Source organism: Rhodococcus sp. AH-ZY2 (assembly GCF_030916465.1).
Taxonomy (GTDB): Bacteria; Actinomycetota; Actinomycetes; order Mycobacteriales; family Mycobacteriaceae; genus Rhodococcus; species Rhodococcus ruber.
On record NZ_CP126458.1, the window covers coordinates 3,539,886 to 3,566,670 of the forward strand.

General features: G+C 71.4%; 33 protein-coding genes. 11 read left to right on the plus strand and 22 right to left on the minus strand.

The window, feature by feature from the left end; genetic code table 11:
- The first annotated feature begins 106 nt into the window (after window positions 1-106).
- Both QNA09_RS17145 and purU read left to right on the plus strand, forming a co-directional pair.
- Window positions 107-967: a class I SAM-dependent methyltransferase gene (locus tag QNA09_RS17145; RefSeq protein ID WP_203010974.1), complete on the plus strand. Its 861-nt coding sequence runs from the start codon at window positions 107-109 to the stop codon at window positions 965-967.
- A gap of 43 nt (window positions 968-1,010) precedes the next feature.
- Window positions 1,011-1,898 carry a formyltetrahydrofolate deformylase gene (gene purU / locus QNA09_RS17150; RefSeq protein ID WP_203010981.1) on the plus strand — a complete coding sequence of 296 codons (888 nt, stop codon included), beginning with the start codon at window positions 1,011-1,013 and terminating at the stop codon, window positions 1,896-1,898.
- An 18-nt stretch (window positions 1,899-1,916) separates the two neighbouring features.
- On the opposite strand, the gene QNA09_RS17155 is transcribed toward purU, so the two are convergent.
- The 7 genes from QNA09_RS17155 to QNA09_RS17185 all read right to left on the minus strand — a co-directional run bounded on the left by QNA09_RS17155 (window position 1,917) and on the right by QNA09_RS17185 (window position 8,672).
- Window positions 1,917-3,458, minus strand: a complete 1,542-nt coding sequence (locus QNA09_RS17155; RefSeq protein WP_203010982.1) for a molybdopterin-dependent oxidoreductase — start codon at window positions 3,456-3,458, stop codon at window positions 1,917-1,919.
- Between the two features lie 63 nt (window positions 3,459-3,521).
- Complete coding sequence (locus QNA09_RS17160) at window positions 3,522-4,559, minus strand: alpha/beta fold hydrolase (RefSeq protein WP_203010983.1); 1,038 nt, start codon at window positions 4,557-4,559, stop codon at window positions 3,522-3,524.
- A gap of 70 nt (window positions 4,560-4,629) precedes the next feature.
- The gene (locus tag QNA09_RS17165; RefSeq protein WP_010592131.1) at window positions 4,630-5,532 is read right to left on the minus strand and encodes a diiron oxygenase; all 903 of its coding nucleotides are present in this window, start codon (window positions 5,530-5,532) and stop codon (window positions 4,630-4,632) included.
- 82 nt (window positions 5,533-5,614) lie between these two features.
- Entirely contained in the window at window positions 5,615-5,908 is a 294-nt protein-coding gene (locus tag QNA09_RS17170) for a DUF2516 family protein (RefSeq protein ID WP_003937507.1), read from the minus strand.
- A gap of 75 nt (window positions 5,909-5,983) precedes the next feature.
- A complete protein-coding gene (locus QNA09_RS17175; protein ID WP_010592132.1) occupies window positions 5,984-6,823 on the minus strand; it encodes a hypothetical protein in 840 nt (279 codons plus the stop codon).
- Between the two features lies 1 nt (window position 6,824).
- A complete protein-coding gene (locus tag QNA09_RS17180) occupies window positions 6,825-7,358 on the minus strand; it encodes a helix-turn-helix domain-containing protein (protein WP_010592133.1) in 534 nt (177 codons plus the stop codon).
- 60 nt (window positions 7,359-7,418) lie between these two features.
- Window positions 7,419-8,672, minus strand: coding sequence for a DUF445 domain-containing protein (locus tag QNA09_RS17185; RefSeq protein ID WP_225222515.1), 1,254 nt, complete (start codon window positions 8,670-8,672; stop codon window positions 7,419-7,421).
- A gap of 152 nt (window positions 8,673-8,824) precedes the next feature.
- Between QNA09_RS17185 and QNA09_RS17190 the strand changes: the two genes are divergently transcribed.
- From QNA09_RS17190 to QNA09_RS17200, 3 genes are read left to right on the plus strand one after another with little or no spacing between them, the layout of a single operon-like run.
- Entirely contained in the window at window positions 8,825-9,565 is a 741-nt protein-coding gene (locus QNA09_RS17190) for a TetR/AcrR family transcriptional regulator (protein ID WP_203010984.1), read from the plus strand.
- Window positions 9,566-9,606: 41 nt separating this feature from the next.
- Window positions 9,607-9,951: a DUF4873 domain-containing protein gene (locus tag QNA09_RS17195; RefSeq protein WP_010592136.1), complete on the plus strand. Its 345-nt coding sequence runs from the start codon at window positions 9,607-9,609 to the stop codon at window positions 9,949-9,951.
- A gap of 30 nt (window positions 9,952-9,981) precedes the next feature.
- Window positions 9,982-10,842, plus strand: a complete 861-nt coding sequence (locus tag QNA09_RS17200; RefSeq protein WP_010592137.1) for a PPK2 family polyphosphate kinase — start codon at window positions 9,982-9,984, stop codon at window positions 10,840-10,842.
- A 13-nt stretch (window positions 10,843-10,855) separates the two neighbouring features.
- Here QNA09_RS17200 and QNA09_RS17205 read toward each other — a convergent pair whose 3' ends face one another.
- The gene (locus tag QNA09_RS17205) at window positions 10,856-11,077 is read right to left on the minus strand and encodes a hypothetical protein (protein ID WP_010592138.1); all 222 of its coding nucleotides are present in this window, start codon (window positions 11,075-11,077) and stop codon (window positions 10,856-10,858) included.
- A 133-nt stretch (window positions 11,078-11,210) separates the two neighbouring features.
- Between QNA09_RS17205 and QNA09_RS17210 the strand changes: the two genes are divergently transcribed.
- A complete protein-coding gene (locus QNA09_RS17210; RefSeq protein WP_203010985.1) occupies window positions 11,211-11,699 on the plus strand; it encodes a DUF6328 family protein in 489 nt (162 codons plus the stop codon).
- A 6-nt stretch (window positions 11,700-11,705) separates the two neighbouring features.
- On the opposite strand, the gene QNA09_RS17215 is transcribed toward QNA09_RS17210, so the two are convergent.
- Window positions 11,706-12,503 carry an SDR family oxidoreductase gene (locus QNA09_RS17215; protein ID WP_048772316.1) on the minus strand — a complete coding sequence of 266 codons (798 nt, stop codon included), beginning with the start codon at window positions 12,501-12,503 and terminating at the stop codon, window positions 11,706-11,708.
- A 191-nt stretch (window positions 12,504-12,694) separates the two neighbouring features.
- On the opposite strand from QNA09_RS17215, the gene QNA09_RS17220 reads away from it, so the two are divergent.
- Window positions 12,695-13,708, plus strand: coding sequence for an iron-containing redox enzyme family protein (locus QNA09_RS17220; RefSeq protein WP_119699944.1), 1,014 nt, complete (start codon window positions 12,695-12,697; stop codon window positions 13,706-13,708).
- 61 nt (window positions 13,709-13,769) lie between these two features.
- On the opposite strand, the gene QNA09_RS17225 is transcribed toward QNA09_RS17220, so the two are convergent.
- Window positions 13,770-14,183: a DUF5709 domain-containing protein gene (locus QNA09_RS17225; RefSeq protein WP_064065790.1), complete on the minus strand. Its 414-nt coding sequence runs from the start codon at window positions 14,181-14,183 to the stop codon at window positions 13,770-13,772.
- Between the two features lie 165 nt (window positions 14,184-14,348).
- Here QNA09_RS17225 and QNA09_RS17230 point away from each other — a divergent pair, with 165 nt between their 5' ends.
- Complete coding sequence (locus tag QNA09_RS17230; protein WP_003937495.1) at window positions 14,349-14,504, plus strand: DUF6131 family protein; 156 nt, start codon at window positions 14,349-14,351, stop codon at window positions 14,502-14,504.
- Between the two features lie 112 nt (window positions 14,505-14,616).
- Here the strand turns inward: QNA09_RS17230 and QNA09_RS17235 are convergent, their stop codons facing one another.
- The 6 genes from QNA09_RS17235 to QNA09_RS17260 form a co-directional block, all read right to left on the minus strand.
- Window positions 14,617-14,826: a CDGSH iron-sulfur domain-containing protein gene (locus QNA09_RS17235; RefSeq protein WP_040270934.1), complete on the minus strand. Its 210-nt coding sequence runs from the start codon at window positions 14,824-14,826 to the stop codon at window positions 14,617-14,619.
- A gap of 76 nt (window positions 14,827-14,902) precedes the next feature.
- A complete protein-coding gene (locus QNA09_RS17240; protein WP_017681235.1) occupies window positions 14,903-15,544 on the minus strand; it encodes a HemK2/MTQ2 family protein methyltransferase in 642 nt (213 codons plus the stop codon).
- A gap of 102 nt (window positions 15,545-15,646) precedes the next feature.
- Window positions 15,647-16,012, minus strand: a complete 366-nt coding sequence (locus QNA09_RS17245) for a hypothetical protein (RefSeq protein WP_017681236.1) — start codon at window positions 16,010-16,012, stop codon at window positions 15,647-15,649.
- A 69-nt stretch (window positions 16,013-16,081) separates the two neighbouring features.
- On the minus strand, window positions 16,082-17,677 hold the full coding sequence (locus QNA09_RS17250; RefSeq protein ID WP_017681237.1) for an NAD(P)/FAD-dependent oxidoreductase: 1,596 nt from the start codon (window positions 17,675-17,677) through the stop codon (window positions 16,082-16,084).
- Entirely contained in the window at window positions 17,674-18,132 is a 459-nt protein-coding gene (locus QNA09_RS17255; protein WP_010592147.1) for an SRPBCC family protein, read from the minus strand. Before QNA09_RS17255 ends, QNA09_RS17250 begins: the two co-directional genes overlap by 4 nt.
- A gap of 35 nt (window positions 18,133-18,167) precedes the next feature.
- Entirely contained in the window at window positions 18,168-19,247 is a 1,080-nt protein-coding gene (locus QNA09_RS17260; protein ID WP_010592148.1) for an NAD-dependent epimerase/dehydratase family protein, read from the minus strand.
- A 72-nt stretch (window positions 19,248-19,319) separates the two neighbouring features.
- Here QNA09_RS17260 and QNA09_RS17265 point away from each other — a divergent pair, with 72 nt between their 5' ends.
- From QNA09_RS17265 to surE, 3 genes are all read left to right on the plus strand, one after another.
- On the plus strand, window positions 19,320-19,958 hold the full coding sequence (locus tag QNA09_RS17265; protein WP_203011905.1) for a DUF2231 domain-containing protein: 639 nt from the start codon (window positions 19,320-19,322) through the stop codon (window positions 19,956-19,958).
- A gap of 74 nt (window positions 19,959-20,032) precedes the next feature.
- On the plus strand, window positions 20,033-21,007 hold the full coding sequence (locus QNA09_RS17270) for a PfkB family carbohydrate kinase (protein ID WP_010592150.1): 975 nt from the start codon (window positions 20,033-20,035) through the stop codon (window positions 21,005-21,007).
- Between the two features lie 4 nt (window positions 21,008-21,011).
- Complete coding sequence (surE, locus tag QNA09_RS17275) at window positions 21,012-21,803, plus strand: 5'/3'-nucleotidase SurE (protein WP_010592151.1); 792 nt, start codon at window positions 21,012-21,014, stop codon at window positions 21,801-21,803.
- A gap of 30 nt (window positions 21,804-21,833) precedes the next feature.
- On the opposite strand, the gene QNA09_RS17280 is transcribed toward surE, so the two are convergent.
- The 6 genes from QNA09_RS17280 to QNA09_RS17305 all read right to left on the minus strand — a co-directional run bounded on the left by QNA09_RS17280 (window position 21,834) and on the right by QNA09_RS17305 (window position 26,688).
- A complete protein-coding gene (locus tag QNA09_RS17280) occupies window positions 21,834-23,015 on the minus strand; it encodes a zinc-dependent alcohol dehydrogenase (RefSeq protein ID WP_010592152.1) in 1,182 nt (393 codons plus the stop codon).
- A 185-nt stretch (window positions 23,016-23,200) separates the two neighbouring features.
- Complete coding sequence (locus QNA09_RS17285) at window positions 23,201-23,518, minus strand: PRC-barrel domain-containing protein (protein ID WP_010592153.1); 318 nt, start codon at window positions 23,516-23,518, stop codon at window positions 23,201-23,203.
- The gene (locus QNA09_RS17290) at window positions 23,505-23,909 is read right to left on the minus strand and encodes a hypothetical protein (RefSeq protein ID WP_017681240.1); all 405 of its coding nucleotides are present in this window, start codon (window positions 23,907-23,909) and stop codon (window positions 23,505-23,507) included. The genes QNA09_RS17285 and QNA09_RS17290 overlap by 14 nt, the downstream gene beginning before the upstream one ends.
- Window positions 23,906-25,135 carry an NRAMP family divalent metal transporter gene (locus QNA09_RS17295; RefSeq protein WP_203010986.1) on the minus strand — a complete coding sequence of 410 codons (1,230 nt, stop codon included), beginning with the start codon at window positions 25,133-25,135 and terminating at the stop codon, window positions 23,906-23,908. The genes QNA09_RS17290 and QNA09_RS17295 overlap by 4 nt, the downstream gene beginning before the upstream one ends.
- Entirely contained in the window at window positions 25,132-25,590 is a 459-nt protein-coding gene (locus tag QNA09_RS17300) for a hypothetical protein (protein WP_228287080.1), read from the minus strand. Before QNA09_RS17300 ends, QNA09_RS17295 begins: the two co-directional genes overlap by 4 nt.
- 90 nt (window positions 25,591-25,680) lie before the next feature.
- Complete coding sequence (locus tag QNA09_RS17305) at window positions 25,681-26,688, minus strand: DNA topoisomerase IB (RefSeq protein ID WP_010592157.1); 1,008 nt, start codon at window positions 26,686-26,688, stop codon at window positions 25,681-25,683.
- Window positions 26,689-26,785: the final 97 nt, after the last annotated feature.

Genomic DNA, 26,785 nt, shown 5'->3' on the forward strand with positions numbered 1-26,785 from the left:
CCATCCAGCCTACGGAACTGAAACGTTCGGAATTGCAATAAGGTATCGGCTGCACCGCTGGGCGTCCGGGGCTCCGGCCCCGGCTTCGAGAACCCGAGGACCAGGCATGGCCGACGCAGTGGACGAGACGGCACGGCTCGCGAGCACCTTCGACGACGCGAGCGGCGACTTCGACCGGCTCACCCCGACGGTGTGGGGTCCGGCCGGGCAGGCGCTGATCTTCCAGCTCGGGCCCGGTCCCGGCGCGACGGTGCTGGACGTGTGCTGCGGCGCCGGCGCCTCGGCGCTGCCCGCTGCGGCGGCGGTGGGACCGACCGGCCGGGTCCACGCGATCGACGTCGCCGACGACCTGCTCGAGATCGGCCGGCTCGTCGCCGCCGAGCGGGCGCTGCAGAACATCGACTTCGTGTGCGCGGACGCCACCACGTGGGAACCGCCGTCCGCGGTCCCGGAGGCCGGGTACGACGCGCTCGCCGTCTCCTACGGGGTGTTCCTGCTGCCCCGCATGGACGCGACGTTCGATCGTCTGGTGGGCCTGGTGCGGCACGGCGGCCGGGTCGGTGTGACCGTGTGGCGGGCCGGGGCGATGGAGGAGATCAGCGCGACGCTGTTCGACGTCGTCGGCCGGCGCAACCCGGCGGTGGCCGGCCGGCCGTCGCTGCGGGACCGGACGCCGCTGCACACGATCGACCTGCCGCGCACCCTCGAGGCGTGGCTCGCGGCCGCCGGCACCCACTCGGTGGAGGTACGCACCCTGTCGAGCCTGCTCCCCGCCACCGACGAGCTGTGCTGGGCACTGGTGACCGGATCGGGCTTGCGGGCGGTCCTGGCCGGGCTCGACGCCGACGCGGTCGCCGCGGTGCGCGCCGAATTCCTCGCGGCCGTCACCGAGCGCGGCATCCACACGATCGACGCGACGACCCTCGTCGGGACCGCCACGGTCCGGCGGCCCCCCGCGACGGTGTGACCGGTCGGGTGGGGCCGGGATCCCACCTGAGAGACTGGACGGCATGACCTCCGCTGCCTCGTCCGACGACCGTCGGTATGTACTGTCACTGGGCTGCCCCGACGCCACCGGCATCGTCGCCCGCATCTCGACCTTCCTCGCGGACGTGGGCGGCTCGATCGTCGAAGCCGGCTACCACGCGGACCCCGACAGCGGCTGGTTCTTCACTCGTCAGGCGGTGCGCGCCTCCTCCATTCCGCTCGGCCTCGACGAACTGCGCCAGCGATTCGCGACCGTCGCGGCGGAACTGGGCCCGGAAACCGAGTGGACGCTGCAGGACACCGGCGAGACCAAGCGGGTGGTGCTCCTCGTCAGCAAGGAAGGCCACTGCCTGCACGACATCCTGGGCCGGGTGGCCGCCGGCGAGCTGAACGCGGAGATCTGCGCGGTCGTGGGGAACCATCCCGACCTCGAGCGGGTGACCCGCCGGCACGGCATCGACTTCCACTACGTGTCCTTCCCCAAGGATCCGCAGCAGCGCGGGCCCGCGTTCGAGCAGGTGCGCAAGCTCGTCGACGTGCACGATCCGCACGCGGTCGTGCTCGCGCGGTTCATGCAGATCCTGCCGCCCGAGCTGTGCGAGCACTGGGCGGGCCGGGCGATCAACATCCACCACAGCTTCCTGCCGTCGTTCATCGGCGCACGCCCCTACCATCAGGCCTTCACACGCGGTGTGAAGCTGATCGGCGCGACGTGCCACTACGTGACCCCCGAGCTGGACGCCGGCCCGATCATCGAGCAGGACGTGGTGCGCGTCGGTCACGCCGACACCGTCGGCGACATGGTGCGCCTCGGACGGGACGTCGAGAAGCTGGTGCTGGCCCGCGGTCTGCGCTGGCACCTCGAGGACCGGGTGCTGGTGCACGGCAGCAAGACCGTCGTCTTCAGCTGACGACGCGGGATCCGCCGGTCAGCCGACGGTGACGGTGCGGCTGTGCCAGCCGGTGGCGCCGTCGGGGATCGGCGGGCGGCGCTGCTCGTCCTGCACCCGGCCCTCCCCGTCGGTGGCACGCACCTCGAGGGTGTGCGTGCCAGGTGTCGCATCCCAGCGCCACGTCCACTGCCGCCACGTGTCGAGCGAGTACTCCTCGGCGAGCACGGCGTCGTTCCAGGGGCCGCCGTCTACGCGGACCTCGACGCGGTCGATGCCGCGATGCTGCGCCCACGCGGTACCGGCGACGACCACGGGCCCGGATTCGAGCCGGCCGAAGGCGGCGGGAACGTCGATGCGTGAGGCGGTCCGGACGGGGGCCTGCTCGGCCCAGCCGCGTTTCGTCCAGTAGGCCTCGGCCCGGTCGAAGCGGGTCAGGTCCCAGTCGACGACCCACTTGGTGGCGGAGACGTAGCCGTACAGGCCCGGTACCACCTGCCGGGCCGGGTATCCGTGTTCGAACGGCAGCGGTTCGCCGTTCATCGCGACGGCGAGCAGGGCGTCGCGGCCGTCGAGGACGGCGGCGACGGGGGTGCCGCAGGTGAAGCCGTCGGCGCTGGTGGACAGGAGCATGTCGGCGTCGGCCCGGACCCCGGCCCACGCGAGCAGGTCGCGCATCCGGTATCCGATCCAGCGGGCGTTGCCGGCCAGGTCGCCCCCGACCTCGTTGGACACGCAGGTGAGGGTGAGGATCCGTTCGACGGGTTCGAACGCGGCCAGATCGTCCCAGGTGAGCGTCACCTCCCGCTCGACCATGCCGTGGATGCGCAGCTGCCAGTCCGCGGTGCGCAACCGCGGCACCCGCAGTGCGGTGTCGATGCGGTAGAACTCCGCCGGCGAGGTGAGGAAGGGCGTCGCGCCGGGGACCGTCACCTCGGTGCCCGCCGGCACGGGAGCGGCGGCCCGGGCCGGCCGCGGGATCAGGAACCGGGCACGGTCCTCGACGGCCCGCGCCAGCCGGTCGGTGAGGTGCCGGCCGGCGGCGCCGGCGGCCACGGCCACGGCGGCCGCGGTGCCGAGCACCGTGAGGAACCGGCGGCGCGGCCACGCCGCCGGGGTGACCGTCCCGTCGTCGCGGACGCCGGATGCGGCAAGGAGCCGGACGGCGTACTGCAGCAGCACCGCGCCCGCGACGGCGCCGACGACCGTGGGCAACGCGGCGACGGCGGTGGCGCCCGGCCGGCTCAGCGCCGCGTACCCGCCGACGGCGGCCAGGACCGCGATGACGACGCCGCCACGCGGGCGGCGGGGCTGTTCGAGCAGCCCCGCCACCACGGCGAGCACCGCGAGGATCACCGACATGCCGATGAACAACGCCGGTTTGTCCGACGTTCCGAAGGTGTCGATCGCGAACTCGCGGGCCCACGCGGGCGCCCGGTCCACGGTCGTGGCGCCGACGGCGTAGAACGGCGACGACGCCGGGCCGATCAGCGCGGCGAGCAGTTCGCCGACGCCGAGGACGACGCCGAACGACACCAGTCCGGCGAGGGCACGCGCGGCGCGGTGGCCCGACACTGTCACGGGTCCTTCTCCGGTCGACGGCACACCGGGGGTTCGGTGCCGCGACCCCCGCGGATGGGAGCGTCAGGCGGTTGCCTGCACGGGCTCCCGTTCGGCGAGGTACAGCAGTTCGTCGTCGAACGCGTCGATCGCCTCGACCGAGCTCATGTGTCCGATCCCGTCGAGGACGACGAAATGCTCGAGGTGCCCGGCGGCCTCGAGGGCCTCGGCGAGCCGGTGCGCGTGCACCGGCGGCGTGAGGCGGTCCGCGGTGCCGACCAGCACGGTGGTCGGGACGGTGAGGTGCTCGAGCCCCGTTCGGATGTCGATTGCGCTGAGCGCCGTCCCCCAGTTGCCCCGGGCCCGGGGGGTGCAGCCGAGCACGATCTTCTCGCAGAACTCCACCTCGGCGGTGCTCGAACCGGGCGCGAGGGCGACGTACTTCAGCGCGCGGGTGGTCAGGGGGGAGGCGACGAGCGGCACGGCGGCGCCGAGAACACGCCGCGCGACGGGCTCCGGTACCCGGCCCAGGCGGGGCGGCAGCAGCGCGGCCTCGGCGAGCAGGCTGTCGGTGCCGGTGCTCGCGAGCAGCACTCCGGACGCCTTCTCCCGCACCTGCTCGGGGTGGCGGCCGGCCCACGCGATGATGCTCATGCCGCCCATGCTGTGCCCGGCGAGCACTGCCCTGCGGCCGGCCGGCACCGTCGCCGCGAGGACCGCTGCGAGATCGTCGGCGAGGACGTCGGGGCCGAAGGTCCGGGTACCGAGGTCACTGCGGCCGTGACCGCGCTGGTCGTAGGTGATCACCCGGTAGCGCCCGGCGAGTGCGTTGATCTGCGGGATCCAGTAGTCGGCGTTGCACGTCCACCCGTGGCTGAGCACGATCGGATCGGCGTCCGGATCGCCGTAGGCGCGGATGTGGAGGTGAGCGCCGTCGTCGGTGGTGAGGTCGACGATGTCGGGGTCCAGCGTGGGCGGCGCGAGCAGCGCGTGCGGTGGCCGGTCGGCGGCGCGCACCACGGTGCGGCGACGGCGGGCGCGGTAGGCCACGAGTCCGGCGACGGCGGCAGCGCCGGCCGCCCCGGCGAGCGCCAGGGTGGTCCTGCGGGACGGCTTCTTCACCTGTGTTGTTCTCCTGGTTCCTGGAACGACGGCCGTCGCGGGACGCGGCGGCCGAGGGACGGGTCCGCGATCACAGGACGTGGGCGCGGCGGAGCAGCAGGGTCGACGGCCCCCCGATCAGGCCCACGCCGTCGAGGAACTCGATCGTCCGTCGGGCGCCCTCACGGAGCCGGTCGTGGTAGTGCGTGTTGGCCCGTACCGCAGCCGTGGCCTCGGCCACGTCGAGCCCCGCGGCGGCGTAGACGTCGTCGTGCACGAGGCTCGTGACGACGAAGTACGCGGAGATGCCCAGCTGCAGCCGGACGCGGACGCGCTCGGTGCGGGACAGGTGGCGGGTGCGGCGGACGATCTCCTCGCGCGCGTAGCGGATGTGCCGGGACTCCTCGACGACGTGGATGCGGCTGACGGTGCGGGTGACGGGCTGGACCCGCTCGTCGCGCATGAAGTCGCGCTGCATCGCGTCGAGGATCTCCTCGGCGAACAGGGTTCCACCGAACGCGAGGGCCCCGCCTGCCGTGGCCTTGAACAGCCGGCCGCTCTCCCGGATCCAGCGTTTCGGCCGGTAGGACGGGATCCCGAAGTGCTGTGCCGCGCGCGCGAACATCGTCGAGTGCCGGCATTCGTCGGCGATCTCGGTGAGCCCGAACTGGACGTAGGCGGTGGCGGGGTCACGGCGGTAGAGGTCGCGTACGAGCATCTGCATCAGGATCATCTCGAACCAGATGCCGGTGCCGGCGATACTGGCGGCCTCGTGCTGGGTCAGGACGATCCGCTGCCGCTCGCTCATCGACTCCCACAGGGCGGTGCCGTAGAGGCTGCTCCACTCGGGGGTCATCCCGTACTTGTCGGCGGGGACAGGGGCATCCCAGTCGATCTCGAGGGCCGGGTCGTAGGAGGAACGGGCCGCGGAGGCCAGCAGCCTCTCGGCGGTGTCCTCACGGTCGTCCGTGCGGACGGTCCGGGTGAGCGCCATCGTCGATCACCTCGTCTCGGTAATTACCCGTTACCCGAAGTGTCATCAACCGCTCGGCGCTTGTCAAGGCCTCCGAGCGGAACTACCAGCGCGGCCGCTGTACCTCGTCCACCCGCGGTCGCACGTCGACGAGGTACACGCTCACGGCGATCACCGCGATGATTCCGAGCATCATGAAGGTGCCCCAGAAGACGACGATCACCAGCAGCGAGGCGGCGAGGATGCCGAGCCACACCGGCTTGGTGAGCTTGTCGACCGCGGGGAACGCCTCGGCGGGCTGCCGCACGGCATGCAGGAGGGCGAAACCCGCCCCGGCGAGCGCGACGATCTGCAGAGCGAAAATGATCAGGGCGGCGAGAGAATCGACGTTGGGCACGTTCCCATGGTACGAGCAACGGCCCCCACGCGGAGGTCGCGTGGGGGCCGTCGGCGGTTCTACCGACCGGTGTGATCAGGCGCCGGTGGTCTTGCGCGGCGCCGCCTTCTTGGCGGGCGCCTTGGCCGGCGTCTTGGCCGCAGCCTTGGCGGGGGCCTTGGCCGGCGTCTTGGGCGCCGGAGCCTCGGTCTTCGGCGCGGCTGCCTTCTCCGCGGCCTCCTCGACCTTGGTGGCGGCCTCGTCGAGCTCGAGCGCGGCGGTTTCGACCCGGTCCGCGGCCTCCGAAGCCGCCTCCTGGGCCTGGCCACCGAGGTCGAGCACCCGCAGGCCGGCCTCCTCGCCGGCCCCGGAGATGGCCTCGCCGACGTCGCCGGCGGTCTCCTCGATCCGGCCGGCGGCGCGGCCCGCGAGCCGGGCGGCCTGTTCGCCCACGGCGCGGGTCTGTCGGGCCACGGTGCCCAGCGCCTCCTCGGTGAGCTCGACGGCGTCACCGAACGCGGCCTCGGCGCGACCGATGCCCTCCTCCACGACCGGCTGCTTGCGCAGCCGCTCGATGGTCTCCTCACCGCGCTCGGCGAGTGCGGTGTAGATGTCGGAGGCCACCTTCAGGTAGGCCTCGGCGACTTTGCGCAGCTCCTCTGCGGTGAACTTCTCGCGCAGCTCGGCGAGATCCTCGGGCAGTTCGGCCGGCAGGCCGGCGAGCCGCTCGCGCAGGGACTCGACGTTCTCGGTCAGGTCCTCCTGGAAGTCGGCGAGACGGCCCCGGGCACTGTCGACCCGGTCGCCGACGTCGGTCTGGGTGGTCTCGGCGCGACGGCGGGTGCGAGCCACGATGTCGGCCACCGCCTGGACCACGGTGTCGCCGGCGCCGACAGCGGCGTACAGCGGGGTGGCGAGGTTCTTCGGATCGGTCATGTCAGTTCTCCTGTCGATCGGGGTCGGTCGCGCCGTTCGGGGCAGCGGCCGCGGGTGCGGATACCTCGGGTGCAGACACCTCGGGTGAGAGGTCCGCCCCGGAAGGGTGGGAACCGTTCTCTCGGCAGAACGATTCGTAGATGTCGAGCAGGACCTGCTTCTGCCGTTCGTTGAGCACGGCGTCGGCCAGCAGCGCGTCGCGCACCGCGCTCGTCGGGCGCTGCTCCAGGATCCCGGCCCGGACGTAGAGGACCTCCGCGGACATCCGGAGCCCCTTGGCAATCTGCCCGAGCACCTCGGCCGAGGGCTTGCGCAGCCCTCGCTCGATCTGGCTCAGATAGGGATTGCTGACGCCGGCGAGCTGGGAAAGCTGACGCAGGGACACCTGCGCCGCCTCGCGCTGCGAGCGGATGAAACTGCCGATGTCCTGCGCGGCAGTGCTGACCACCCGCGTGGCGATCTCGGTGGCGCCGGACGCATCGTCCTTGTCATCGTCCCCTCCGTCGGCGGGTTCACCCCGTTCCTTCGTGGACACGGTTCCACTGTACCGACAAGTGCTAGCTGTAGCAAGCACTCTGCTAGCAGGTGTGGAACGTCACGCGAACAGCAGATTCGAGAACGTGTAGATGGCCAGACCGGCGAGCGACCCGACCACCGTGCCGTTGATCCGGATGAACTGCAGATCGCGCCCCACCTGGAGCTCGATCTTGCGGCTGGCCTCCTCCGCGTCCCAGCGCTCCACCGTCTCCCGGATGACCGCGGTGATCTCGTCGGCGTAGTTGGCCGCGATGTACCGGGCCCCGTCGAGCAGCCAGCGGTCGAACTTGCCGCGCAGCTCGTGGTCCTCCATCAGCCGCACCCCGAAGTGGATGACGTTCTCGGTGACCTTCGTGCGCAGCGTGCTGTGCGGGTCGTCGACCGACTCGAGGATCATCCGCTTGGCGGCCCGCCACGTCGCGGAGGCCAGCTGGGTGACCTCCTCCCGACCCATGATCTCCGCCTTGACCTTCTCCGCCTTGGCGATGGTGACCGGATCGTGCTGCAGGTCCCGCGCGTAGTCGGCGAGGAACCGGTTCGCGGCCACACGCACCTCGTGGTCGGGGTCGGACCGCACCTTCCAGGTGAACTCGACCAGCTCGCGGTGGATCCGCTCGCCGAGCAGCAGGTCCACGAACTTCGGCGACCACGACGGCGAGTCGCGGCTGATGATGCGATCGATCGTCTCCTGGCTGCCGAGGGCCCACTGGTGAGCCCGTTCGGCCAGCATGTCGATCAGCGGCAGCTGCCGGTTCTCGGCGAGCAGCTCGGACAGCACCCGGCCGATGGGCGGCCCCCACTCCGGCTCGGCGATGCGCTTGACGATGGTGTTGTCGATGATCTGCTGGATGTCCTCCTCGCGCAGGACCGTCACGAGTCCCCGCAGCACCGTCGACGTCTCCTGCGCGATCCGCTCGGCGTGTTCGGGCTCCGCCATCCAGGTTCCCAGGCGCAGCGGGATCCGGGCGTTCTCGACCTTCGCCGACACCACCTCGGGGGCGAGGAAGTTGGAGCCGACGAACGAACTCAGGCTCGCCCCGAGCTGATCCTTCTTCCGTTTGATGATGGCCGTGTGCGGAACGGGGATGCCCAGCGGATGCCGGAACAGCGCCGTGACCGCGAACCAGTCCGCGAGCGCGCCGACCATCCCGGCCTCGGAGGCGGCCCGCACGTACCCCACCCATTCGCCGGCGCCGCGCGTCTCCTGCCAGCGGCAGAACAGGTAGATTGCGGTCGCCACGAGCAGGAAGCCGGTGGCGACCGCCTTCATCCGGCGCAGGTCCCTGCGCTTGGCGTCATCGTCGATGCTCATCAGCTGCACCTCCGCTATTGTGCCGAAGCTGCGCCCGGCGAGGGCGGACGCGGCGGAAACGGACGTCGTGCCCCGAACGGGACGTCCGCACGGCCGGCCGCGTGGCCCCCTCTAAACTGGACGGACGATCGAGCGAACGGATGTGCCACCCAGTGCCGAACCACCGAGTTCCCCAGCCCCCGTCCCCGACCGACACGCCGGTCCCGACGGCCGCCGCGCCGACCAAACAGGACGGCCGCAAGCGTCGCTGGCACGAACACAAGATCGCCCGGCGCGAGGAACTCGTCGACGGCACGATCAAGGCGATCCGGTCCCGCGGACGCGACGTCGGGATGGACGAGATCGCCGCCGAGATCGGTGTCTCCAAGACCGTTCTCTACCGGTACTTCACCGACAAGAACGACCTGACCACGGCGACGATGCTGCGGTACGTGGAGACGATCCTGGCGCCGCGCATCTACGCGGCGGTGGCCGAGGACCTCGACGAGTACGACCTGACCCGGGTCGCGATCGCCACCTACGTCGAGACCGTCGCCTCCGATCCCGAGGTGTATCTGTACGTGATGACCAACAGCGCCGCGGCCGGGCGCGACGTCGTGGCCGACTCGGAGCGGATGATCGCCGAGCTCGTCGCGACGGTGATCGGTGAGCGGCTGCGGCACCTGGAGATGGACTCGGGCGGGTCCGTCCCGTGGGCGTACGCGATCGTGGGCGCGATCCAGCTCGCCACCCACTGGTGGATTTCCAACAAGTCGATGTCGGCGGAGGACCTGACCAACTACCTCACGATGATGACCTGGGGCGGCATATCCGGGATCGCAGCCGTCGGCGGCTCGCCGGCCCGCTTCAAGAGCCGGCCGCACCCGCTGCTTCCGGACGCCGGCACCCCGTGACCCTGTTTGTGTAACTGACGTTTACATGTAAGGTCGCGGGCATGTCCGACCCACACGACGACGAACCCGACGGCTACCGCGGCCCCGCCGAGGTCACCGTCGGCGAGCAGCACGCCACGACGGAGGTCCAGCTCTCGGGGGCATTCGACCCGATCAGCGGCCGCTACCGCTGGCGGGGGCGTCTCCGCGGACTCGCGGCAGCCCTGCCGGGCACCGACCTCTCCCCCGGCACCGACGTCCACCTCACGGTGCCCGGACCCGACGGCCCCGTTCCGGCGATCGCCCGGATCACCGAGACGGACCTGTGGGGCAGCCACATGGTCGACGGGATGTCGGCTCCGCCCTACCCCACCCGCCCGGACGACACCGAGCTCGAACTCGGCTGATCCGGCCACGGGATGTGGCACGCTCGGCAGATGACCGTCAAGAGCACCGATCCGTGGCAGGCGCCGGCCGTCGAGGTGCTCCGTGCCCACCCCGGGACCAGGGTCGCCGACATCGAGACGAACGGAACCCCGGGCTTCACCGGCGACAAGGCCACCGGCGAACGGCTCATCGAGGAACGCGGGGCGGTGCTCTCGCGCCTGCAGGAGATGCTGTTCGCCAACGGACGCTCGGGGGACCGCCGGTCAATCCTGCTGATCCTGCAGGGCATGGATACCGCGGGCAAGGGCGGCATGGTCCGCAACGTCATCGGCCACGTGGATCCGCAGGGCGTCGACCACACGTCGTTCGGTGTGCCCACGCCCGAGGAGAAGCGCCACCACTACCTGTGGCGCATCCACAAGGCGCTGCCGCGGGCGGGACAGCTCGGGGTGTTCGACCGCTCGCACTACGAGGACGTGCTCGTCGTGCGGGTCCGCAACCTCGTGCCCGAGAGCGTGTGGAGCACCCGGTACGACGAGATCAACCAGTTCGAGCGTGAACTCGTCGACAGTGGGACCACGCTGGTCAAGGTGGCGATGTTCGTCTCGCTCGACGAGCAGAAGCGCCGCCTGGCCGAACGGCTCGAGCGGCGGGACAAGCACTGGAAGTACAACCCCGGCGACGTCTCCGAACGCACGCTGTGGCCCGCCTACCAGGAGGCGTACCAGGCGATGCTGGACAAGACCTCGACGGAGCACGCCCCCTGGTATGTCGTGCCCTGCGACCGCAAGTGGTACAGCCGCATCGCCGTCATGGAACTGCTCGTCGACGCGTTCGAGCGCCTCGACCTGGACTGGCCGGCAGCCGGGTTCGATGTGGAACTCGAGAAGCGGCGCCTGGCCGAGGCGTGAGACGGCGGAACCGTCAGAACAGGTGCGGTGTCTCGCGATGCAGACGATGGTCGTGATGGACGGTACTACCGATCATCGCGATCGCCGACGCCACCGCGAGGACGCACACCGCGCCCGCGACGAGCGCCCACCCGCCGTTGCCGGACCCCGCGGCGTAGAGGAAACCCGCAAGACTCACGATCGAGACCAACGCGAGCATGTAGCCGGTCCATGCGACGAACAGATTGAGCTTCATGACCGCCCTCCTTTCCTCGGAGCGACGTTGTCCCTGGTGGAGCCGACAGTACCCGTACAGTGATACAGGTCACAAGAGGACGGTGGTGCTACCGGGGAGGTTTGACGAGCGCCGTACGGGGCATGCCGAGAGAGTGCAGCCCACAGCGGTTCCGAACGAGGACTGGAACAAGCGGGTCCGGCACGAGACGCCCGTGCAGCGACTGGACCGGAACTGGTCGAGTCTGCTGCAGGAGCTGCGCGTCGTGCAGACCGGCGTCCAGCTCCTCACCGGCTTCCTGCTCACCCTGCCGTTCCAGAGCCGGTTCGACGAGCTGACCGGCTTCCAGCGCGGCGTCTATCTCGTCACCGTGCTGGCGTCGATCACGGCCACCATCCTGCTCGTCGCCCCCGTCGGTATGCACCGCCTGCTCTTCCGGCAGCGCCGCCTCCCGGAACTGGTGGTCACGGCGCACCGCTTCGCCATGGCGGGCCTGCTCCTGCTCGGGGTCGCGATGGCCGGCGTCGTCGTGCTGGTCGTCGGGCTGGTGGTCAACACCGCCGCCGGCATCGCCGGGGGCCTCGTCACGGTCGTGCTGTTCCTGACCCTGTGGGTGGCCTACCCCTGGCGATACCGACGCTGACCCGGCTCAGCCCGGCAGCGTCTCACCACCGATCGGTGCGAGCACCTCACCGCTGTAGTACGACGACATCGTCTCGGAGGCGAAGAACACGTACGAGGGTGCGATCTCGTCCGGCTGCGCCGCCCGGCCGAACGGGGCCTGCTGCCCGAACGTCGCGACTTTCTCCGCATCCATGGTCGCCGGGATCAGCGGCGTCCACACCGGTCCCGGCGCGACGCAGTTGATGCGGATTCCCCGGTCCTGGAACGACTGCGCCAGCGAGTACGTCAGCGCGAGCACCGCACCCTTGGTGGCCGAGTAGTCGATCAGCGACTTGTTGCCCCGCAGACCGTTGATGGAGGCGGTGTTGATCACCGCGGAACCGCGCGGCAGGTGGGCGAGCGCCGCCTTCGTCACGTGGAAGTAGCTGTCGATGTTCACCGCGAACGTCCGCCGCCACTGGGCGTCGTCGAGTTCGGTGAGGTCGTCCACCGGCTCCTGGTACGCGACGTTGTTGACCAGCAGATCGAGGCCGCCGAGCGCCGCGGCCGTCTCGGCGACGACCGCCCGGCAGTGGTCCGCCGCGGCGAGATCTCCCGGGAGGAGGTGGCATCGACGACCCGCACGCCGCACGAGGTCCGCGGTGTGCTCGGCGTCGTCGTGCTCGTCGAGGTAGGCGATCGCGACGTCGGCGCCCTCCTTCGCGAAGGCCACCGCCACCGCGCGCCCGATACCGGAGTCACCGCCGGTGATCAGGGCCTTGCGGCCGGCGAGCAGGTCGCGGCCCCGATAGTTCCGCATCTCGTCGCGGGGCTGCTCGGCCATGTCGGCCGTCTCACCGGGGTAATCGATCGTGTGCGGCGGGCGCTCGACATCCTCGCCGCCGGATGGAGTCCCGTTCTCCACGTCGCTGTTGTCACCGTCGCTTTTTTCACTGTTCATGTCCGGGCGGATACCCGCCCGGACCCGCCCCACACCCGGCGTTTCGCACGAATCGGGTCCGGGTATCCGCGCACATGCCTGCGAATTCTGCGACCGCCGTGCTGCAGTCCGCCGCCCTCCCCCGGGCCCGGGGGCCTGTCTCCGGGCAGGTGATCGAACGGCTCGCGCGTCCGGCCGACACCGGCCTCTGGCCGATCGAGGTGGCCGGGACCGACCCCTACGGCGAGGATGCCCAGCTGGCTCTGACGGTGTTGTACGAACTGTCCTACCGCGGGTTCGACGGGGTCGACGCCGGCTGGGAATGGGCGCCGGGCCCGCTGGCCGTCCGAGCCGGTCTCGAACGGCTCTTCCTGGACCGGCTGCGCGCCGACGTGCCGTCGGGCGACGATCCCCAGCGGGTGTTCGACGACCTGTGCCGCGAACCCGAGGACGCGTGGGGCGTGTCCCATCACATCCGTGACCGGGGCACGTGGGAGCAGGTGCGCGAGTTCTTCGTCCACCGGTCCGTCTACCACCTCAAGGAGGCCGACCCCCACTCGTTCGCCATCCCGCGGCTCACCGGCAGGGCGAAGGCGGCGCTGGTGGCGGTGGAGTTCGACGAGTTCGGCGGCGGCCGGGCCGAGCGCATGCACTCGGTCCTCTACTCGGACCTGCTCGCCGCGGCCGGTCTCGACACGGGATACCTGGCCTATCTGGACCGGGTGCCCGCGGAGACGCTCGCGACGGTGAACTTCATGTCCCTGTGCGGACTGCACCGCGCGCACACCCCGAAACTCGTGGGCCTGTTCGCCTCCGCGGAGATCACCTCCTCGCCGATGGCGCGCCGGATGGCACGCGGCCTCGAACGCCTGGGCGCGCCGGACGCGTGCATCCACTTCTACACCGAGCACATCGAGGCGGACGCGGTGCACGAGCAGGTGCTCCGCTACGACGTGGCGGGTGATCTCGTCGAGCGCGATCCGCGCTGTGCCGGCGACGTCGCGTTCGGCGCAGAGGCGATGGAATACCTCGAGGGCCGGCTCGCCGCGTACCTGCTCGAGCGGTGGAAGAACGACGAATCGTCCCTGCTCGGCACCGGATCCGTCTGAGCGTCCCTCCGGCCGATATCCGGCCCGGCATCCGAGTTCTCGGGTGCCGGGCCGTCGCCGTTCAGTCCTCCCGGCGGGAATCCTCCTCGTCGATCAGGTGCACGGCCGCTTCCTCGGCGGACGCGGCGCCCCCGTCGATTCCCACGTCCGTTCCGAACAACTCGGCGTCCTCGTCCTCGGCGGTGCCCTCGTCCGGCGCGACGAGGCGCCCGGCGCGCGTCCGGCCGGCCTCGGCGACGGAGCTGCGGAACTCGCTCTCGCCCTCGTCCTCCCGTTCGGGCTCCTCCTCACGAAGCCGCTCGTCCAGGGTCTCGTGCCGGTCGAGGCCGACAGGTCGTTCCATCGGTGAGAATCCCTCGTCGAGGACGTCGTCGACGCCGCGGTCGATCAGGGAGTCCTCCGGCTGCAACTGGTCCTCGTCGTCGACGCTGTACTCGCCCGGGACGCTGTCCCCGGGGTTCTCCGAAGTAGGCATGCCCCAGACAATGCCACCGGGACCGTCGGCGCGCCACGAATCGACGCGAAGTACCTGCTGTCCACCGGTGTGAGGTTCGTGAGGTTTCGGCACATCCGATGCGGGTATCCCCTCGGCAAGGCCCGGATCCGACCGGCAACGGGCACCGACAGCGAGGTGACACTCATGATCATTCTGGGTTTGATTCTGCTCGTGGTGGGTTTCCTCACCAACATCTCGATCCTGTGGACACTCGGGATCATTCTCCTGGTGGTGGGCGCAATCCTGGCGATCCTCGGAGCGACGGGCCGGGCTGTCGGCGGCCGGAAGTACTGGTATTGACGCGTGACGTGTGACGCGTTGCGGGGCGGGCGGTTCCTCAGGAACCGCCCGCCCCGCTGTGTGCGTGCCGTGCGCCAGGGGCCGGTCGACGTGGACCGGACGTGGACCGGACTCAGCGCGGATCGCGCCGGGGCCGACGGTGACTGGTGTCGCACAGCGGGTACCGCTCGCTGCGACGGCACCGGCAGATCGCGACGACGAACCGGTCCGACTCCACCTCGTCGCCGTCCTCGGCGACGATGCGCACCGGACCTTCCACCAGGGCGGGACCGCCGCGGACCAGCCGGACGACCCTCGGCTCCTCCGCCGCGAGACCCTCCACCCGCAGTCCCGGGCACAGGCCGGGCACAGCGACGCCCCCGGGGGACGTGTCCCGGGGGCTGTCACCCGTGGCTACCTCACGGGCAGTGTGTTCGATCGGCACGGATCACCACCACTTCCTCGGTGTCGACGCCGGCAGGCAGCTCGTAGCGCGTCCGCAGATATCCGGCGCGGCTGCGCATCACGGGCCCGAACGGAATCCGGCGCCGGGCGACGACGGAGGCCTTGAGACCGGCGTCGCGCAACCGGACGAGCGTCTCGTCCACCCCGGAGAACTCGGAATGCACGACGAGAGCGAAACCGCCGGGAGACAACAGGTTCGGCAGTCTCCGACACAGCGGGTCCAGCACCGCCCGGCCGTCGGCCCCGGCATCCCAGCGGGCGTCGCCGGAATCGGCGTCGTGCGGAACGTAGGGCGGGTTGGACAGGACCACGTCGAACGGTCCGTGCCGGCCGGCCTCGTCCAGCCCGCCGCGCACGACGCGGATCGGAAGCTTCCGCGACCTCGCATTGAGACGCGCCGCGAGGACCGCGCGGGGGGCGATGTCCAGTGCCGTCACGGACCCGGCTCCGGACATCGCCGCCGACACGGCGATGAAGCCTGTGCCGGTGCAGAAGTCGAGCACCTTGGCGCCGGGGGGTGCCGCAGCACGGTCGAGCGCTCCGGCGAGCAGATGCGAATCCTCCTGCGGGCGGTACACACCGGGCAGTCGCCACACCCTCCTGGGCGCCGGCACGTTACCGGACCCCGGCTGTGACGGCACGGCCCCCGTAGGTGGACCGGGCGAGGGACACGATGAATTCCGGGCGAGACGTCGTTGTCATACGTGGGAGTACCCCTCCGGGACGCCCCCCGAAACCCGGTGCCGGCGGAAGGCGGTGGCGGTGGCGGTGCCGCGTCGCGACACCGCGGCTCCGTCCGGTCGAGTGCGGACCGCCGAGGACCGCGCCGGATCCGGCTGTCCGGCGGCCGGTGCCGAGGTCAGCGAACCGAGCATGAACGACAGGCCCGCCGCCACGGCGAGTCCGGCCCCGACGCCCGTGAGCGCGGAAGCGGAGAGCACACCCACACCGACGGCGGCGATCACGCAGATCCCGGCAGCGAGGGCGGCGACTCCGCCTTCCACCTCGCGCAGCGCCTGCGGCACGAGCGACGGGCCGTGTACCTGCCGGATCGGTGTTCCCACTGGCATTCCCATGCCTACTGATACCCGTTCGGCGGACTGCTCAATCGCGTCGGCAACGGCATCGGGAAATCAGCTGCGCGTCAGCACGTCCGAGATCGCCTCGTTCAGCCGCCGGCGCAGCCTGCCGCCCACGCCGTGGTCACGCAGGGCTGCGCGGGCCGCGTTCCACCCGCACATGCCGTGCACACCGCCGCCGGGGTGAGTCGACGATCCGGCCAGATACACGCCCTCGACCGGCGTGCGGGGACCACCGAAGCCGGGCAACGGCCGGAACACGAGCTGCTGATGGATCTGAGCGGTGCCGCCGTTGACCGCGCCGCCGACCAGGTTCGCGTTGGCGGCCTCGAGGTCGCGGGGACGCTGCACGCTGCGGTGCACGATCGAGCTCAGCACCCCCGGAGCGTGTGCCTCGAGCTCCGCGTCGACGCGCCGGGCGAGCTCCTCGGCGGAGGCGTCGTCGGCGACACCGCGCGGCAGGTGGGTGTACGCCCAGGCGCTTTCCGTCCCCTCCGGGGAGCGGGCCGGATCGGTGGTGGTCATCTGACCGAAGATGATGAACGGGTGCTCCGGCACGCGGCCGGTCGCCAGGTCGGCCGACCAGTGCACGAGACCGTCGGCGTCGGCGCCGAGATGGACGGTCCCGGCCGTCGCGAGTGCCTGCGAGCGCCACGGAATCGGCCGGTCGAACGCGTAGTTCACCTTCACGACGGGTGTGTCCCACTCGAAGCGCCGCAGGTCGTCCCGGACGGCGGCGGGCACGGCGTCCGCGGGCAGGAGCGAGCCGAACAGCGCCGGCGCGGACACGTCGGCCAGTACCGCCCGCCGGACCCGGACGCGTTCGCCCTGCTCGGTGCGGACCTCGGTCACCCTGCCGCCGCCGACCTCGATGCCGGTGACCTTCCGGCCGCACAGTATCCGGGCCCCGCTGTGTTCGCCGCGACGCGCCAGGGCCGCCGCGAGCTCCCCGGCCCCGCCCTCGGGCACCGGATAGCCCACATCCTGCGCGAGCATGGTCAGCACGTACCCCATGATTCCGCTGCCCGCCGAGTCGACGGGAGTGTCGGCGTGCATCGCGTTGCCGAGCAGCAGCAGCCGCGCGTGTTCGCCACCGAACAATTCCTCGGACATCCGGCGCGCCGGCAGCGCCAGCATCCGGACGAAGCGCAGAGCGTCCGCGGTACCGAGTCGGCGGATCAGCCCCGCCGGGCCGCGCACGGGCGGGAAGGGTTCGAACAGGGCGCTCAGGAACGGTTCACGGATGTCTTTCCACTGCTCGGTCAGCCGGATCCAGGTGCTGCCGTCGCCGGGATGCCGCCGTTCGAGTTCGGCCGCGGTCTCGGTGACGTCCGGGAAGACCACCGCGGCGTCCTCGTCGTGCGGACCGGCGGCGTGCCCGTACACCCTCGGCGCCCGGCGCAGCCGCAACCCGTGCGAGGACAGGTCGAGCGCGCGGAAGGCCGGGGAGGCCGCCGCGAGGGGATAGAAGGCGCTGAACAGGTCCATCCGGAAGCCCGGGTGCAGTTCCGCCGTGCGGACCGCGCCGCCGACCTCGTGCTGTTCCTCGAGCACCAGGACGTCCCACCCGGCGTCGGCGAGCACGGCCGCGGCCGTCAGGCCGTTCTGACCGGCGCCGACGACGACGGCATCGACGGTCTCGGTACTCACTCGCCGACGCCCTTCGGCTCGGTGGCGCGTTCGGCCATGAGGACGAGCCGGCGCAGGCATTCGATGTTGCGCGGCAGCACCAGCCGGGCCTGGATCGCATCGGGAACGAGCTGACCCGGGCCGGCGGCGGCCTTCTCCGCCATCTCGATCCGGCAACCGCCGGGTCGCTCGTGCAGGCGCATGGTGATCTCGGCCTGTCCGGCCGGCCACGCCCGCGCACGCAGCTTCAGCTCCTTGCCGGGAACCGACGCCACCACCTCGGTGTGGTCGTTCAGCAGGGCGGGCCACACCCCCACCGAGTGGTGGATGCGGCTGCCCACCGCCGGCCACGTGTCGTCCACCGCCCGGATCCGGGAGGCCCCCACCACCCAGCTCGCGTACGACCAGCCGTCGGCGAGGACGTCCCACACCTGCTGCGACGTCGCCGTGGTGTCGCGCTGCGCCGTCTCACTCATCCCGATACCCTCTCTCGTCGCTCCGCCGCGAGTGGTCACGGCGGCACGCGGCGCCCGACGGTCCCCCGCCCGAGCAGGGCGCTCATCGTCTCGAGCGGTCCGCGACTGCGCAGGACCGGGCTGTCGGTGCCGGCCTCGGCCTGCATACCCGCAATGGCCTCGCGCCACACCCGGGGACCCGGGACGGTCGGTTCCCAGTCCAGGTCCCGGCGGGCCCGGTCGCAGTTCAGCATCGGGGTGTTGTACGCCAGGTCGATCCAGCCACCGGCGATCGGTTGCAGGTGGGCCTGCCAGGTCGCCTCGACGACGGCACGCAGTACCTGCCGCGGCAGCGGGACGGCCCGCGCCCCGAACGCGCCGGCGATGTCGGCCGCCCGCAGCGGTTCGGGCGTCGCGAGGTTGAACACCCCCGGTGCGCGCCGCTCCAGAGCGACGTCGAGGGCGGCGGCCACGTCGTCGGCGTGCACGGCGGGGATCGTCGTTCCGGGGTCCACGGGCAGCAACGGTAGGTGACGGAGCACCAGGTCGGGCACGTATCCCGGCACCGCGTAGCGTCGCAACGCACTGCCACCCGCGTACTGACCGATGAATCCCGGCCGGAACCGGGTGACGGTCGGCGCCGCGGCCGCGTCCGCGACGCGTCGGTCGAGCAGCCGCTCCGCCGCGACCTTGTCGACGCTGTACGCGCACGAGTCGATGCCGGTCGCGGGCCACGACTCGTCGACCGCACGGCCGTACGCCCCGGCCGCGTACACCGCAGCCGAGGACATGTGGACCAGATGCCCGACACCCGCGGCGAGGACGGCGTCGATCACGGCTGCGGTGCCGTCCACCCCGGTGCGGCGCAGGTAGTCCCGGCGGTGCGAGGGCTGGAAGCCCCAGGCCAGGTGCACGACGGCGTCGGCGCCCTCGACGACCGGGCGCAGCCTGGTCCCGGCGTCGGGCGCGGCGAGGTCGATGCTGTGCCAGGTCATCTCGCCGTAGGGTTCGGTGGCCGGTGGCACGCGGCGGGCGACGGCGACGATCTCCGGCGGTTCCGATCGCAGAGCGAGTCGTCGCAGCAGGGCGGTGCCGACGTTGCCGCTGGCGCCGGTGATCACGATGCGCTGTCCCATGATCGCAGGAGTTTCCCCACCGGGCTGCGTCGTACACCCGTCGTGGCAGGTTTCACCCGCTCGGGGACGGGTATGCCCGTGGGCATGACGGGCTCGCAGATGGAGATCCTCTATTCCGGGACGGAATCGGCGACGTGGCTGGACGGCCCCGCCGAACTGTTGGGCAGGCAGCTCTCGCGGCTGGCGGACACTCCGGTCGGCGCCGTGCTCCACGGGACGCCGGTGGGTCACCCACTGCATCCGGCACTCGTGACCGTGCCCATCGGGGCATGGACCGCGGCCGTCGCCTTCGACGCCCTGCGGCAACCCGAGGCCGCGCGGCGGCTGATCGGGCTCGGACTGCTGGCGGCTCCGCCGACGGTCCTGGCCGGCTGGGTCGACTGGGTACACACCGACACCGTGCAGCGCCGGGTCGGGCTGATCCATGCGGTGGTCAACGGCACCGGAGCGGCCCTGATGGCCCTGTCCTACCGCCGCCGGCGGCGCGGGCGCACCCCCGGCGCGGTGACCCTCAACGCCCCCGGCGCGGTGACCCTCAACGCCCCCGGCGCGGTGGCACTCAGCGCCGCCGGCGCGGCACTGATCGGGCTGGGTGGCCTGCTGGGCGGTCACCTCGCGTATTCGCTCGGCGCAAACGTGCGCCCGGCCGAGGTGCCGAACGCTCCCGCCTACGATCCCGTCCTCGCGGGCTCGCCCGACGGAACAGCCTGACGGGCCGACACCGCCATCCGAACTGCACGCCCGTCCCCACGGGCGGCGCGTCCACCTCTCTCCGAAGGATCCGCATGACTCCCCCGCCCCGAGACGGCAACGACGACAGTGCCCCCTCCGCCTTCGTTTTCGCTCCCACCCCGCTGCTCACCGTCACCATCGAGTCGTCGCCGTCCGACGTCCCGGAACTGCACATCCACGCCGGCGGGCAGGGGTTCTGGATTGCCCGCATGGCAGCCACCCTCGGCCTGAACGTGCGGCTGTGCGGCACCTTCGGCGGCGAGACCGGTCCCGTCGTCAGCGATCTCATCGCACGCGAGGGCGTGTCGGTGCGGCCGGTGGTCACCGCCGGGCAGAACGGCTCGTACGTGCACGACCGTCGCGGCGGCGAGCGCGAGGAGATCGTCGAGGTCCCGCCGCCGACACTCAACCGGCACGAGGCCGACGACCTGTTCGGTGCGGCACTGTCCGAGGGTCTCGACGCGGACGTGGCGCTGCTCGGCGGCCCGCACTGCGACGAGGCGATACCGCACGACGTCTACACCCGGCTGGCCGCCGACCTGACCGCGATGAACGTCCCCGTCGTCGCCGATCTGTCCGGTCCGACGATGACCGCGGCGCTCGAGGGCGGCCTCAGCGTGCTCAAGGTCAGCCACGAGGATCTCATCGAAGACGGTCGCGCCCGGTCCGACGACGTCGACGACCTGATCGCCGCGATGAAGGAACTCGTCGCCCAGGGGGCCCGGAACGTGGTGCTCTCCCGTGCCGGCGACCCGGCGCTCGCGCTCGTCGACGACGAACTGATGGAGATCGTCTCGCCGCCGCTGAACATTGCCGACCACCGCGGCGCCGGCGACTCCATGACCGCGGGGATCGGAGCTGCGCTGGCTGCCGGGCGGCCCCTCGCCGAGGCCCTCCGGCTCGGGGCGGCCGCGGGCGCCGTCAACGTCACCCGGCACGGGCTGGCCACCGGGCAGCGAGAACTCGTCGCCAAGGTCGCCGAGAGCGTCGAGGTCCGGCCGTTCGCGAAGGGGAAGAAGGGGAGGTAGTCACGTGAGAGCGCTGATCGTCAACGACGACGGGGTGGACAGTCACGGCATCTCGGTGCTCAGCCGGGTGGCGGTCGAGGCCGGTCTCGACGTGGTGGTCGCCGCGCCGCACGCCGAACGCAGCGGCGCCAGCGCCTCGCTCAGCGCCCTCGAGGAGGACGGCCGGCTCGTCGTCTCGCCGCGCACGTTCCCGGACCTGCCGGACACGACGGTGCTCGCCGTGGAGGCGTCGCCGGCACTGATCACCTTCGTCTCGATGTACGGCGCCTTCGGTCCCCGGCCCGACATCGTGCTCTCCGGGATCAATCACGGCCCCAACACCGGTCATGCGATCCTGCACTCCGGAACGGTCGGCGCGGCGCTGACCGGCGCCAACCACGGCAGTCTGGCCCTGGCCGTGTCCCTGGCGGGATCGGTCCACGAGCACTGGGACGGCGCGGAGGTCATCGCCCGGCATGCCCTGCAATGGGTGCTGGGCCAGGGCGTGCCGGGAACCGTGCTCAACGTCAACGTGCCCGACGTCCCGCTGAGCGAGCTGCGGGGGCTGCGCACGGCACCGCTCGCTGCGTTCGGTGCCGTGCAGGCCGACATCGGCGAGTCGGACCAGACCCCGGACGACGACGACCGCCGGTTCGTGACGGTGACGTTCAGCGACATCCGGGCCGACGAGTCCGAGGACACGGATGCGGGCCTGCTCGCCCAGGGCTGGGCGACCGCGACGGTGCTGCGGTCGCCTTTCGAGGCCGCCGACGTCGCCACCGAGGATCTGCCGCGCACCGCGGCCGACCTGGGGTGACCCCGGCGGCACCGAAAGCCGGGAACCCGGTCAGGGTTCGAGCTGGATCTTGATCGCCCCCTCCTGCTTGCGCTGGAAGATCTCGTACGCGTGCGGGGCGTCCGACAGCGGCAGCCGGTGCGTGGCGAAGGTGTCCACACCGAGCGGATCGTCGTCGGTGAGCAGCGGCATGATCTGCGGCACCCAGTTGTTGACGTTCGCCTGACCCATCCGCAGCCGGATCTGCTTGTCGAACAGGGTCATCATCGGCATCGGGTCGGTCATGCCGCCGTACACGCCGCTGAGCGAGATCGTGCCGCCCCGCCGTACCACGTCGATCGCGGTGTAGAGGGCGTGCAGACGATCGATGCCGACGTGGGTCATCAGCGGCGCCGACAGCGCGGAGGGCAGCAGGCCCGTCGCGGTCTGCATCGCCGTCGCGACGGGTGACCCGTGGGCCTCCATGCCGACGGCGTCGATCACCGAATCCGTGCCACGGCCGTCCGTGCGGTCCCGGATCATCTCGCCCAGCGAGTTCCCGGCCTCCTTCAGGTCGATGGTCTCGATGCCGCGCGTGGCGGCCCGCCCGAGCCGCTCGGGCACCATGTCGACACCGATCACCCGGTAGCCGTGGTGCACCGCGATCCGCCCGGCCATCTCACCGATGGGTCCGAGGCCGAGCACCGTCACCGAACCGCCGTCGGGAACGTGCGCGTACTCCACGGCCTGCCACGCGGTGGGCAGCACGTCGGACAGGTAGACGAACCGCGAGTCCGACGGCCCCTCCGGAACCGAGATGTGGGTCGAATCCGCATGCGGCACACGCAGATACTGCGCCTGGCCGCCGGGAACGCTCCCGTACAGCTTCGAGTACCCGAACAGCGCCGCACCGGATCCCTGGTCCCGCACCTGCGTGGTCTCGCACTGGGAGAACAGGCCGTCCCCGCACATGAAACAGCTGCCGCACGAGATCTGGAACGGAATGACCACGCGGTCACCAGGTTTGATCTTCGTGACGTCCGCCCCGACCTCCTCGACGATGCCCATGGGTTCGTGCCCGAGGATGTCCCCCGGCGACATGAACGGCCCGAGCACCTCGTACAGATGCAGATCCGAACCGCAGATGTTGGTGGTCGTCACACGGATGATCGCGTCGGTGGGCTGCTCGATCTTCGGATCGGGGACCGTGTCGACGCTCACCTTCCGCTTGCCCTGCCATGTCACTGCCTTCATCGCCGCTCCTCTCGCCCCGGTCGTGCCGGGTTCTTCTCACCCCGGCCGTGCCGGGTTCTTCTCACCCCGGCCGTGCCGGGCTCTTCTCACCCCGGCCGTGCCGGGCTCTCTTCCTCGTGGGCTACGCGGCACAACGCCGGCTCGAACCGCCTACCCCGCACGGCGGGGCGCAAACCTTCCCTGCCCTACCGCAGCATCGGCGACCAGCGCGAATACCCCGGCCGCAGCTCGACCCGGCCGTCACCGACCCGGCGCACGTCGCGCCACAGCACGAGGAACGCACCACGGTGACGCCACCGCAGATACCGGGCGATCAGCGCGGGCCGGATCTCCTCCGTGCGTTCGTAGCCGAGGAAGGAGCCGCTCGAACTCGGGCTGACGAGCAGGCCCTCGAGCCGCAGCCGGTTCTGCGGCGACTCCACGAACCGCACATCGACGGCGAAACCCACGCGACGACCGTCCGCGTCGTGCACCCGCGCCCCGACGAGTTCACTGAGGCGCACGACGACCTCCGGGGATGCGCGCGACGATGCGGTCCCGGACCCACCGCTCGACCCACAGGTGGTCCAGCCGGTCACCGGTCACGCGCAACTCCACCGTGGTGCCCAGCCGGGCGACGTCCGACCAGTCGATCGTGTCGAGTCGGGAATCGGGCGGTCGGCCGCCGAATATCCTCGTGGGAAGCGCGTTTCCGCTCAGAATTGCCCGCACCGTCGGTGCCGGCGCGGCGGGGTCGACGTCCGTCCCCACCTCGACCCCGGCCAGGTCGACATCGTCGACGGTGGTCACCGGCCGGCCGTCGACGTCCACGACCAGCCGGTCGAGCAGATGCAGCCGGGCATCGACGAGCCGGCCGCGCAGCGGCGCCTCGGGCAGCCGTCCGGATTCGTTCATGCTCCCGCTCCCGTCATCACCAGCAACGGCACCGCTGCGATCGACGCGACCACGATCACCGGAAGGTAGGCGAGGGCGAGCGCGTTGACGACCGGTCCGTTGACGTGTTCTCCCATGTACTCGAGGTCGTTCGCGACCAGGAGGATCGGCAGGTAGGTCAGCGGCAGGGCAACCGCCGAGAACACCACCGACACCTCGGTGACCAGGATCGGGTCCACCCCGGTCGCCAGCACCGCGAGACCGACGACCAGGGCGATCATCATCGACAGGTGGAACCGGGCTGCCTCCGCCGGCCGCCGGAACTTGCCCCACGACCACCCGAAGAACTGCGCGAGCGTGTACCCGCTCGACAGGGTGGTCTCGAGCGCCGCCCCGAAGGTCGCCGCGACGATCCCGACGAGGACGAACGCCAACGCGAGCGTGCCCCCGGCCACCACGACGGGCATCACGACCTCCGACAGCGACGTCACCTCGATGCCGCGGGGAAGAAGAACCACCGCGGCGCATCCGGCGATCGCGACCGACAGGATCCCACCGAGCGGGAACCCCACCGCCACGTTGATCCGGGAGCGGGCGAGATCGGCGACCGTCCACCGCTCCTCCACGGCGCCGGAGGAGAAGAAGAGCACCTCGTACGGGGTCATCGCGGCACCGAAGAGGGCGACGGCGTAGAACCAGTACACGGACGTCGCCTCGGACTCGGGGATCGCGGGCGCGAAAGCCTGACCGGTGAGTTCTCCCCAGTCCGGGCCCGTCAGGAACAACGCGACGGCGAACACGATCAGACACAGGCCCAGCAGTCCCGTGACGTTCTCCATCACCGAGAACCGCACCCGCCAGATCACAAGCCACACCGCGAGCGCCGCCACGGGCATCCACATCAGCGGTCCCGTCCCCGCGGCCAGTTGCAGGGCCAGGGCCACCCCACCGACCTCGGCGGTCAGGGTCAGCAGATTGATCAGGAAGGACGCAGCGAGGTTCGCCAGCGCCGCGCGCGGGCCGAGCCGTTCCCGGATGATCTCGAAGGTCGCGCGGCCGCTCACCGCGGCGACGCGCCCGGCCATGCTCGCATACAGGCAGATGCCGCCGACCCCGAGGACGACGACCCAGACCAGGCCCAGCCCGAACCGCGAGCCCACCACAGCGTTGGTGACCATGTCGCCGATGTCGAGGAAGCCGCCGATGGCCGTGAGGATTCCGAGGGCGACACCGAGGAGTCTCTTCATCGGCGTCCCTCCGCGAACTCGGACAGGTAGCCGGTGAGATCGGCCAGGCGGCCCGTCAGGTCCGACGCGGGCGGGGCTGTGGCGACGGCGTCCGTTCGAGCGCGGGCCTCGCCGAGGACGGTGGCGGCGGCATCGATCCGGTCGAGAAGCGCGGCGCGGTGCGCCGCCTGCTGCCCGGTGGCGACCTCGACCGCAGCCACGGCCGAGTAGGCGGCGAGCACCTCGTCGAGTGCGTCCGACAGCACGGTCACGGCGTGGGCGCGGGTGGTGCGGTGCTCGGACACCAGTTCCATCGCCAGTCCCGCGGAGGCGGTGGCCGAGGCGGATTGCGCTGCGGCCCGCGAGAGGTCACCCTCCGCGCCACCCGGCAGCCCCGCACAGCCGCTCAGCACCGCGGCCGATGCGACGAGCCATGCGGCGACCGTCCGCCCCACGCTCCCGTACCCTGCTCCCACCGGATCCACCTCGCAGTCCGATGCCCGCGGGTCCACGAGCGGGCACTGCCGGATACCGCGCCGCGCCCGCGTCGAAACACGCGGGCGGACTCAGGACCGGCGCAGCAGCCGGATCACGGCGCGCTCGACGACGGCCCGGGATTCGTCCGGATCGCCGCACTTTCCGGCTCGCCGCAGTGCGGCACGGATCGTGCGGCCCTCCGCCCAGGCCCGCACCACGCGCGGGTCGACGTACGAGGCCCGTGCCACGGCGGGGGTGTTGCCGAGCTCCTCCGAGACCGCCCGCATCACGGCCGCCTCGACCCGCGCCCGGCCGCGCCGACTCCCAGGCACGTCGTGCTCGGCGAAGGCCGCGGCGGCCAGCACCGTCGCACCCCACGTGCGCAGATCCTTCGCACTGCAGTCCTCACCGGCGAGCTCCTTGAACCGGGCGTTGACGTCGTCCGCGTGCAACTCGCGGATCGCGTCACCGTCGCGGTAGACCAGCAGCCGGCCGGGCCCCCTGCGGACCCGGCGCAGCGCCCGGACAGCCGTCGCCAGGTCGGCGTCGTCGACCGTGACGACCCGCCGGATTCCGCCCTTGGCCGGGTAGTCGAACGTCAGGGCGGTATCACGCAGCCGCACGTGGCTGCGCAGCAACGTCGCGACCCCGTAGGTTCCGTTCTCGGCCGCGTACTCCTCCCCACCCACCCGGAACACGGCCCGGTCCAGCAACCGCAGCGCCACCGCCTCGGCCCGGCGCCGCCCGACCCCCCGCTCGGTCAGGTCGGCCTGCACCTGGTCCCGCCAGGCCGGCAGCCGGGCCGCCATCGCCAGGACCCGGTCGTGCTTCTCCTCGTCACGCTCCTCGCGCCACCGCTGGTGGTACAGGTACTGGCGCCGACCGGCGGCGTCGATGCCCACGGCCTGGATGTGCCCGTCGGGGTGGGGACAGATCCACACCTTGCGCCACGCCGGAGGGATGACGAGTTCGTCGATACGGGCGAGGACGGCCTCGTCGGTCACACGATTGCCGTCGGCGTCCTGATAGGTGAAGCCCCGCCCGCGCCGCACCCGCCGGATGCCGGGACCGAACGGGTTGCTCCGCCGCACTCGCATCCCGGTCGCTCCTCCTCGCGCACTCGTCCACCGGCGCGCTGCGCCGCGGATACCCCTGCGGGCACCCGGACAATCGCAGGTTTCCCGTCCGCGGCAC

Coding starts and splice junctions, on each gene's coding strand:
- QNA09_RS17305 (WP_010592157.1), bottom strand. CDS start 26,688: ATGCGAGTGCGGCGGAGCAACCCGTTCGGTCCCGGCATCCGGCGGGTG.
- QNA09_RS17145 (WP_203010974.1), top strand. CDS start 107: ATGGCCGACGCAGTGGACGAGACGGCACGGCTCGCGAGCACCTTCGAC.
- QNA09_RS17260 (WP_010592148.1), bottom strand. CDS start 19,247: ATGGGACAGCGCATCGTGATCACCGGCGCCAGCGGCAACGTCGGCACC.
- QNA09_RS17270 (WP_010592150.1), top strand. CDS start 20,033: ATGACTCCCCCGCCCCGAGACGGCAACGACGACAGTGCCCCCTCCGCC.
- QNA09_RS17295 (WP_203010986.1), bottom strand. CDS start 25,135: ATGAAGAGACTCCTCGGTGTCGCCCTCGGAATCCTCACGGCCATCGGC.
- QNA09_RS17225 (WP_064065790.1), bottom strand. CDS start 14,183: ATGCCTACTTCGGAGAACCCCGGGGACAGCGTCCCGGGCGAGTACAGC.
- QNA09_RS17185 (WP_225222515.1), bottom strand. CDS start 8,672: ATGAGCATCGACGATGACGCCAAGCGCAGGGACCTGCGCCGGATGAAG.
- QNA09_RS17200 (WP_010592137.1), top strand. CDS start 9,982: ATGACCGTCAAGAGCACCGATCCGTGGCAGGCGCCGGCCGTCGAGGTG.
- QNA09_RS17165 (WP_010592131.1), bottom strand. CDS start 5,532: ATGGCGCTCACCCGGACCGTCCGCACGGACGACCGTGAGGACACCGCC.
- QNA09_RS17255 (WP_010592147.1), bottom strand. CDS start 18,132: ATGAGTGAGACGGCGCAGCGCGACACCACGGCGACGTCGCAGCAGGTG.
- QNA09_RS17195 (WP_010592136.1), top strand. CDS start 9,607: ATGTCCGACCCACACGACGACGAACCCGACGGCTACCGCGGCCCCGCC.
- QNA09_RS17230 (WP_003937495.1), top strand. CDS start 14,349: ATGATCATTCTGGGTTTGATTCTGCTCGTGGTGGGTTTCCTCACCAAC.
- purU (WP_203010981.1), top strand. CDS start 1,011: ATGACCTCCGCTGCCTCGTCCGACGACCGTCGGTATGTACTGTCACTG.
- QNA09_RS17175 (WP_010592132.1), bottom strand. CDS start 6,823: ATGACCGATCCGAAGAACCTCGCCACCCCGCTGTACGCCGCTGTCGGC.
- QNA09_RS17205 (WP_010592138.1), bottom strand. CDS start 11,077: ATGAAGCTCAATCTGTTCGTCGCATGGACCGGCTACATGCTCGCGTTG.
- QNA09_RS17265 (WP_203011905.1), top strand. CDS start 19,320: ATGCCCGTGGGCATGACGGGCTCGCAGATGGAGATCCTCTATTCCGGG.
- QNA09_RS17290 (WP_017681240.1), bottom strand. CDS start 23,909: ATGAACGAATCCGGACGGCTGCCCGAGGCGCCGCTGCGCGGCCGGCTC.
- QNA09_RS17215 (WP_048772316.1), bottom strand. CDS start 12,503: ATGGCCGAGCAGCCCCGCGACGAGATGCGGAACTATCGGGGCCGCGAC.
- QNA09_RS17280 (WP_010592152.1), bottom strand. CDS start 23,015: ATGAAGGCAGTGACATGGCAGGGCAAGCGGAAGGTGAGCGTCGACACG.
- QNA09_RS17220 (WP_119699944.1), top strand. CDS start 12,695: ATGCCTGCGAATTCTGCGACCGCCGTGCTGCAGTCCGCCGCCCTCCCC.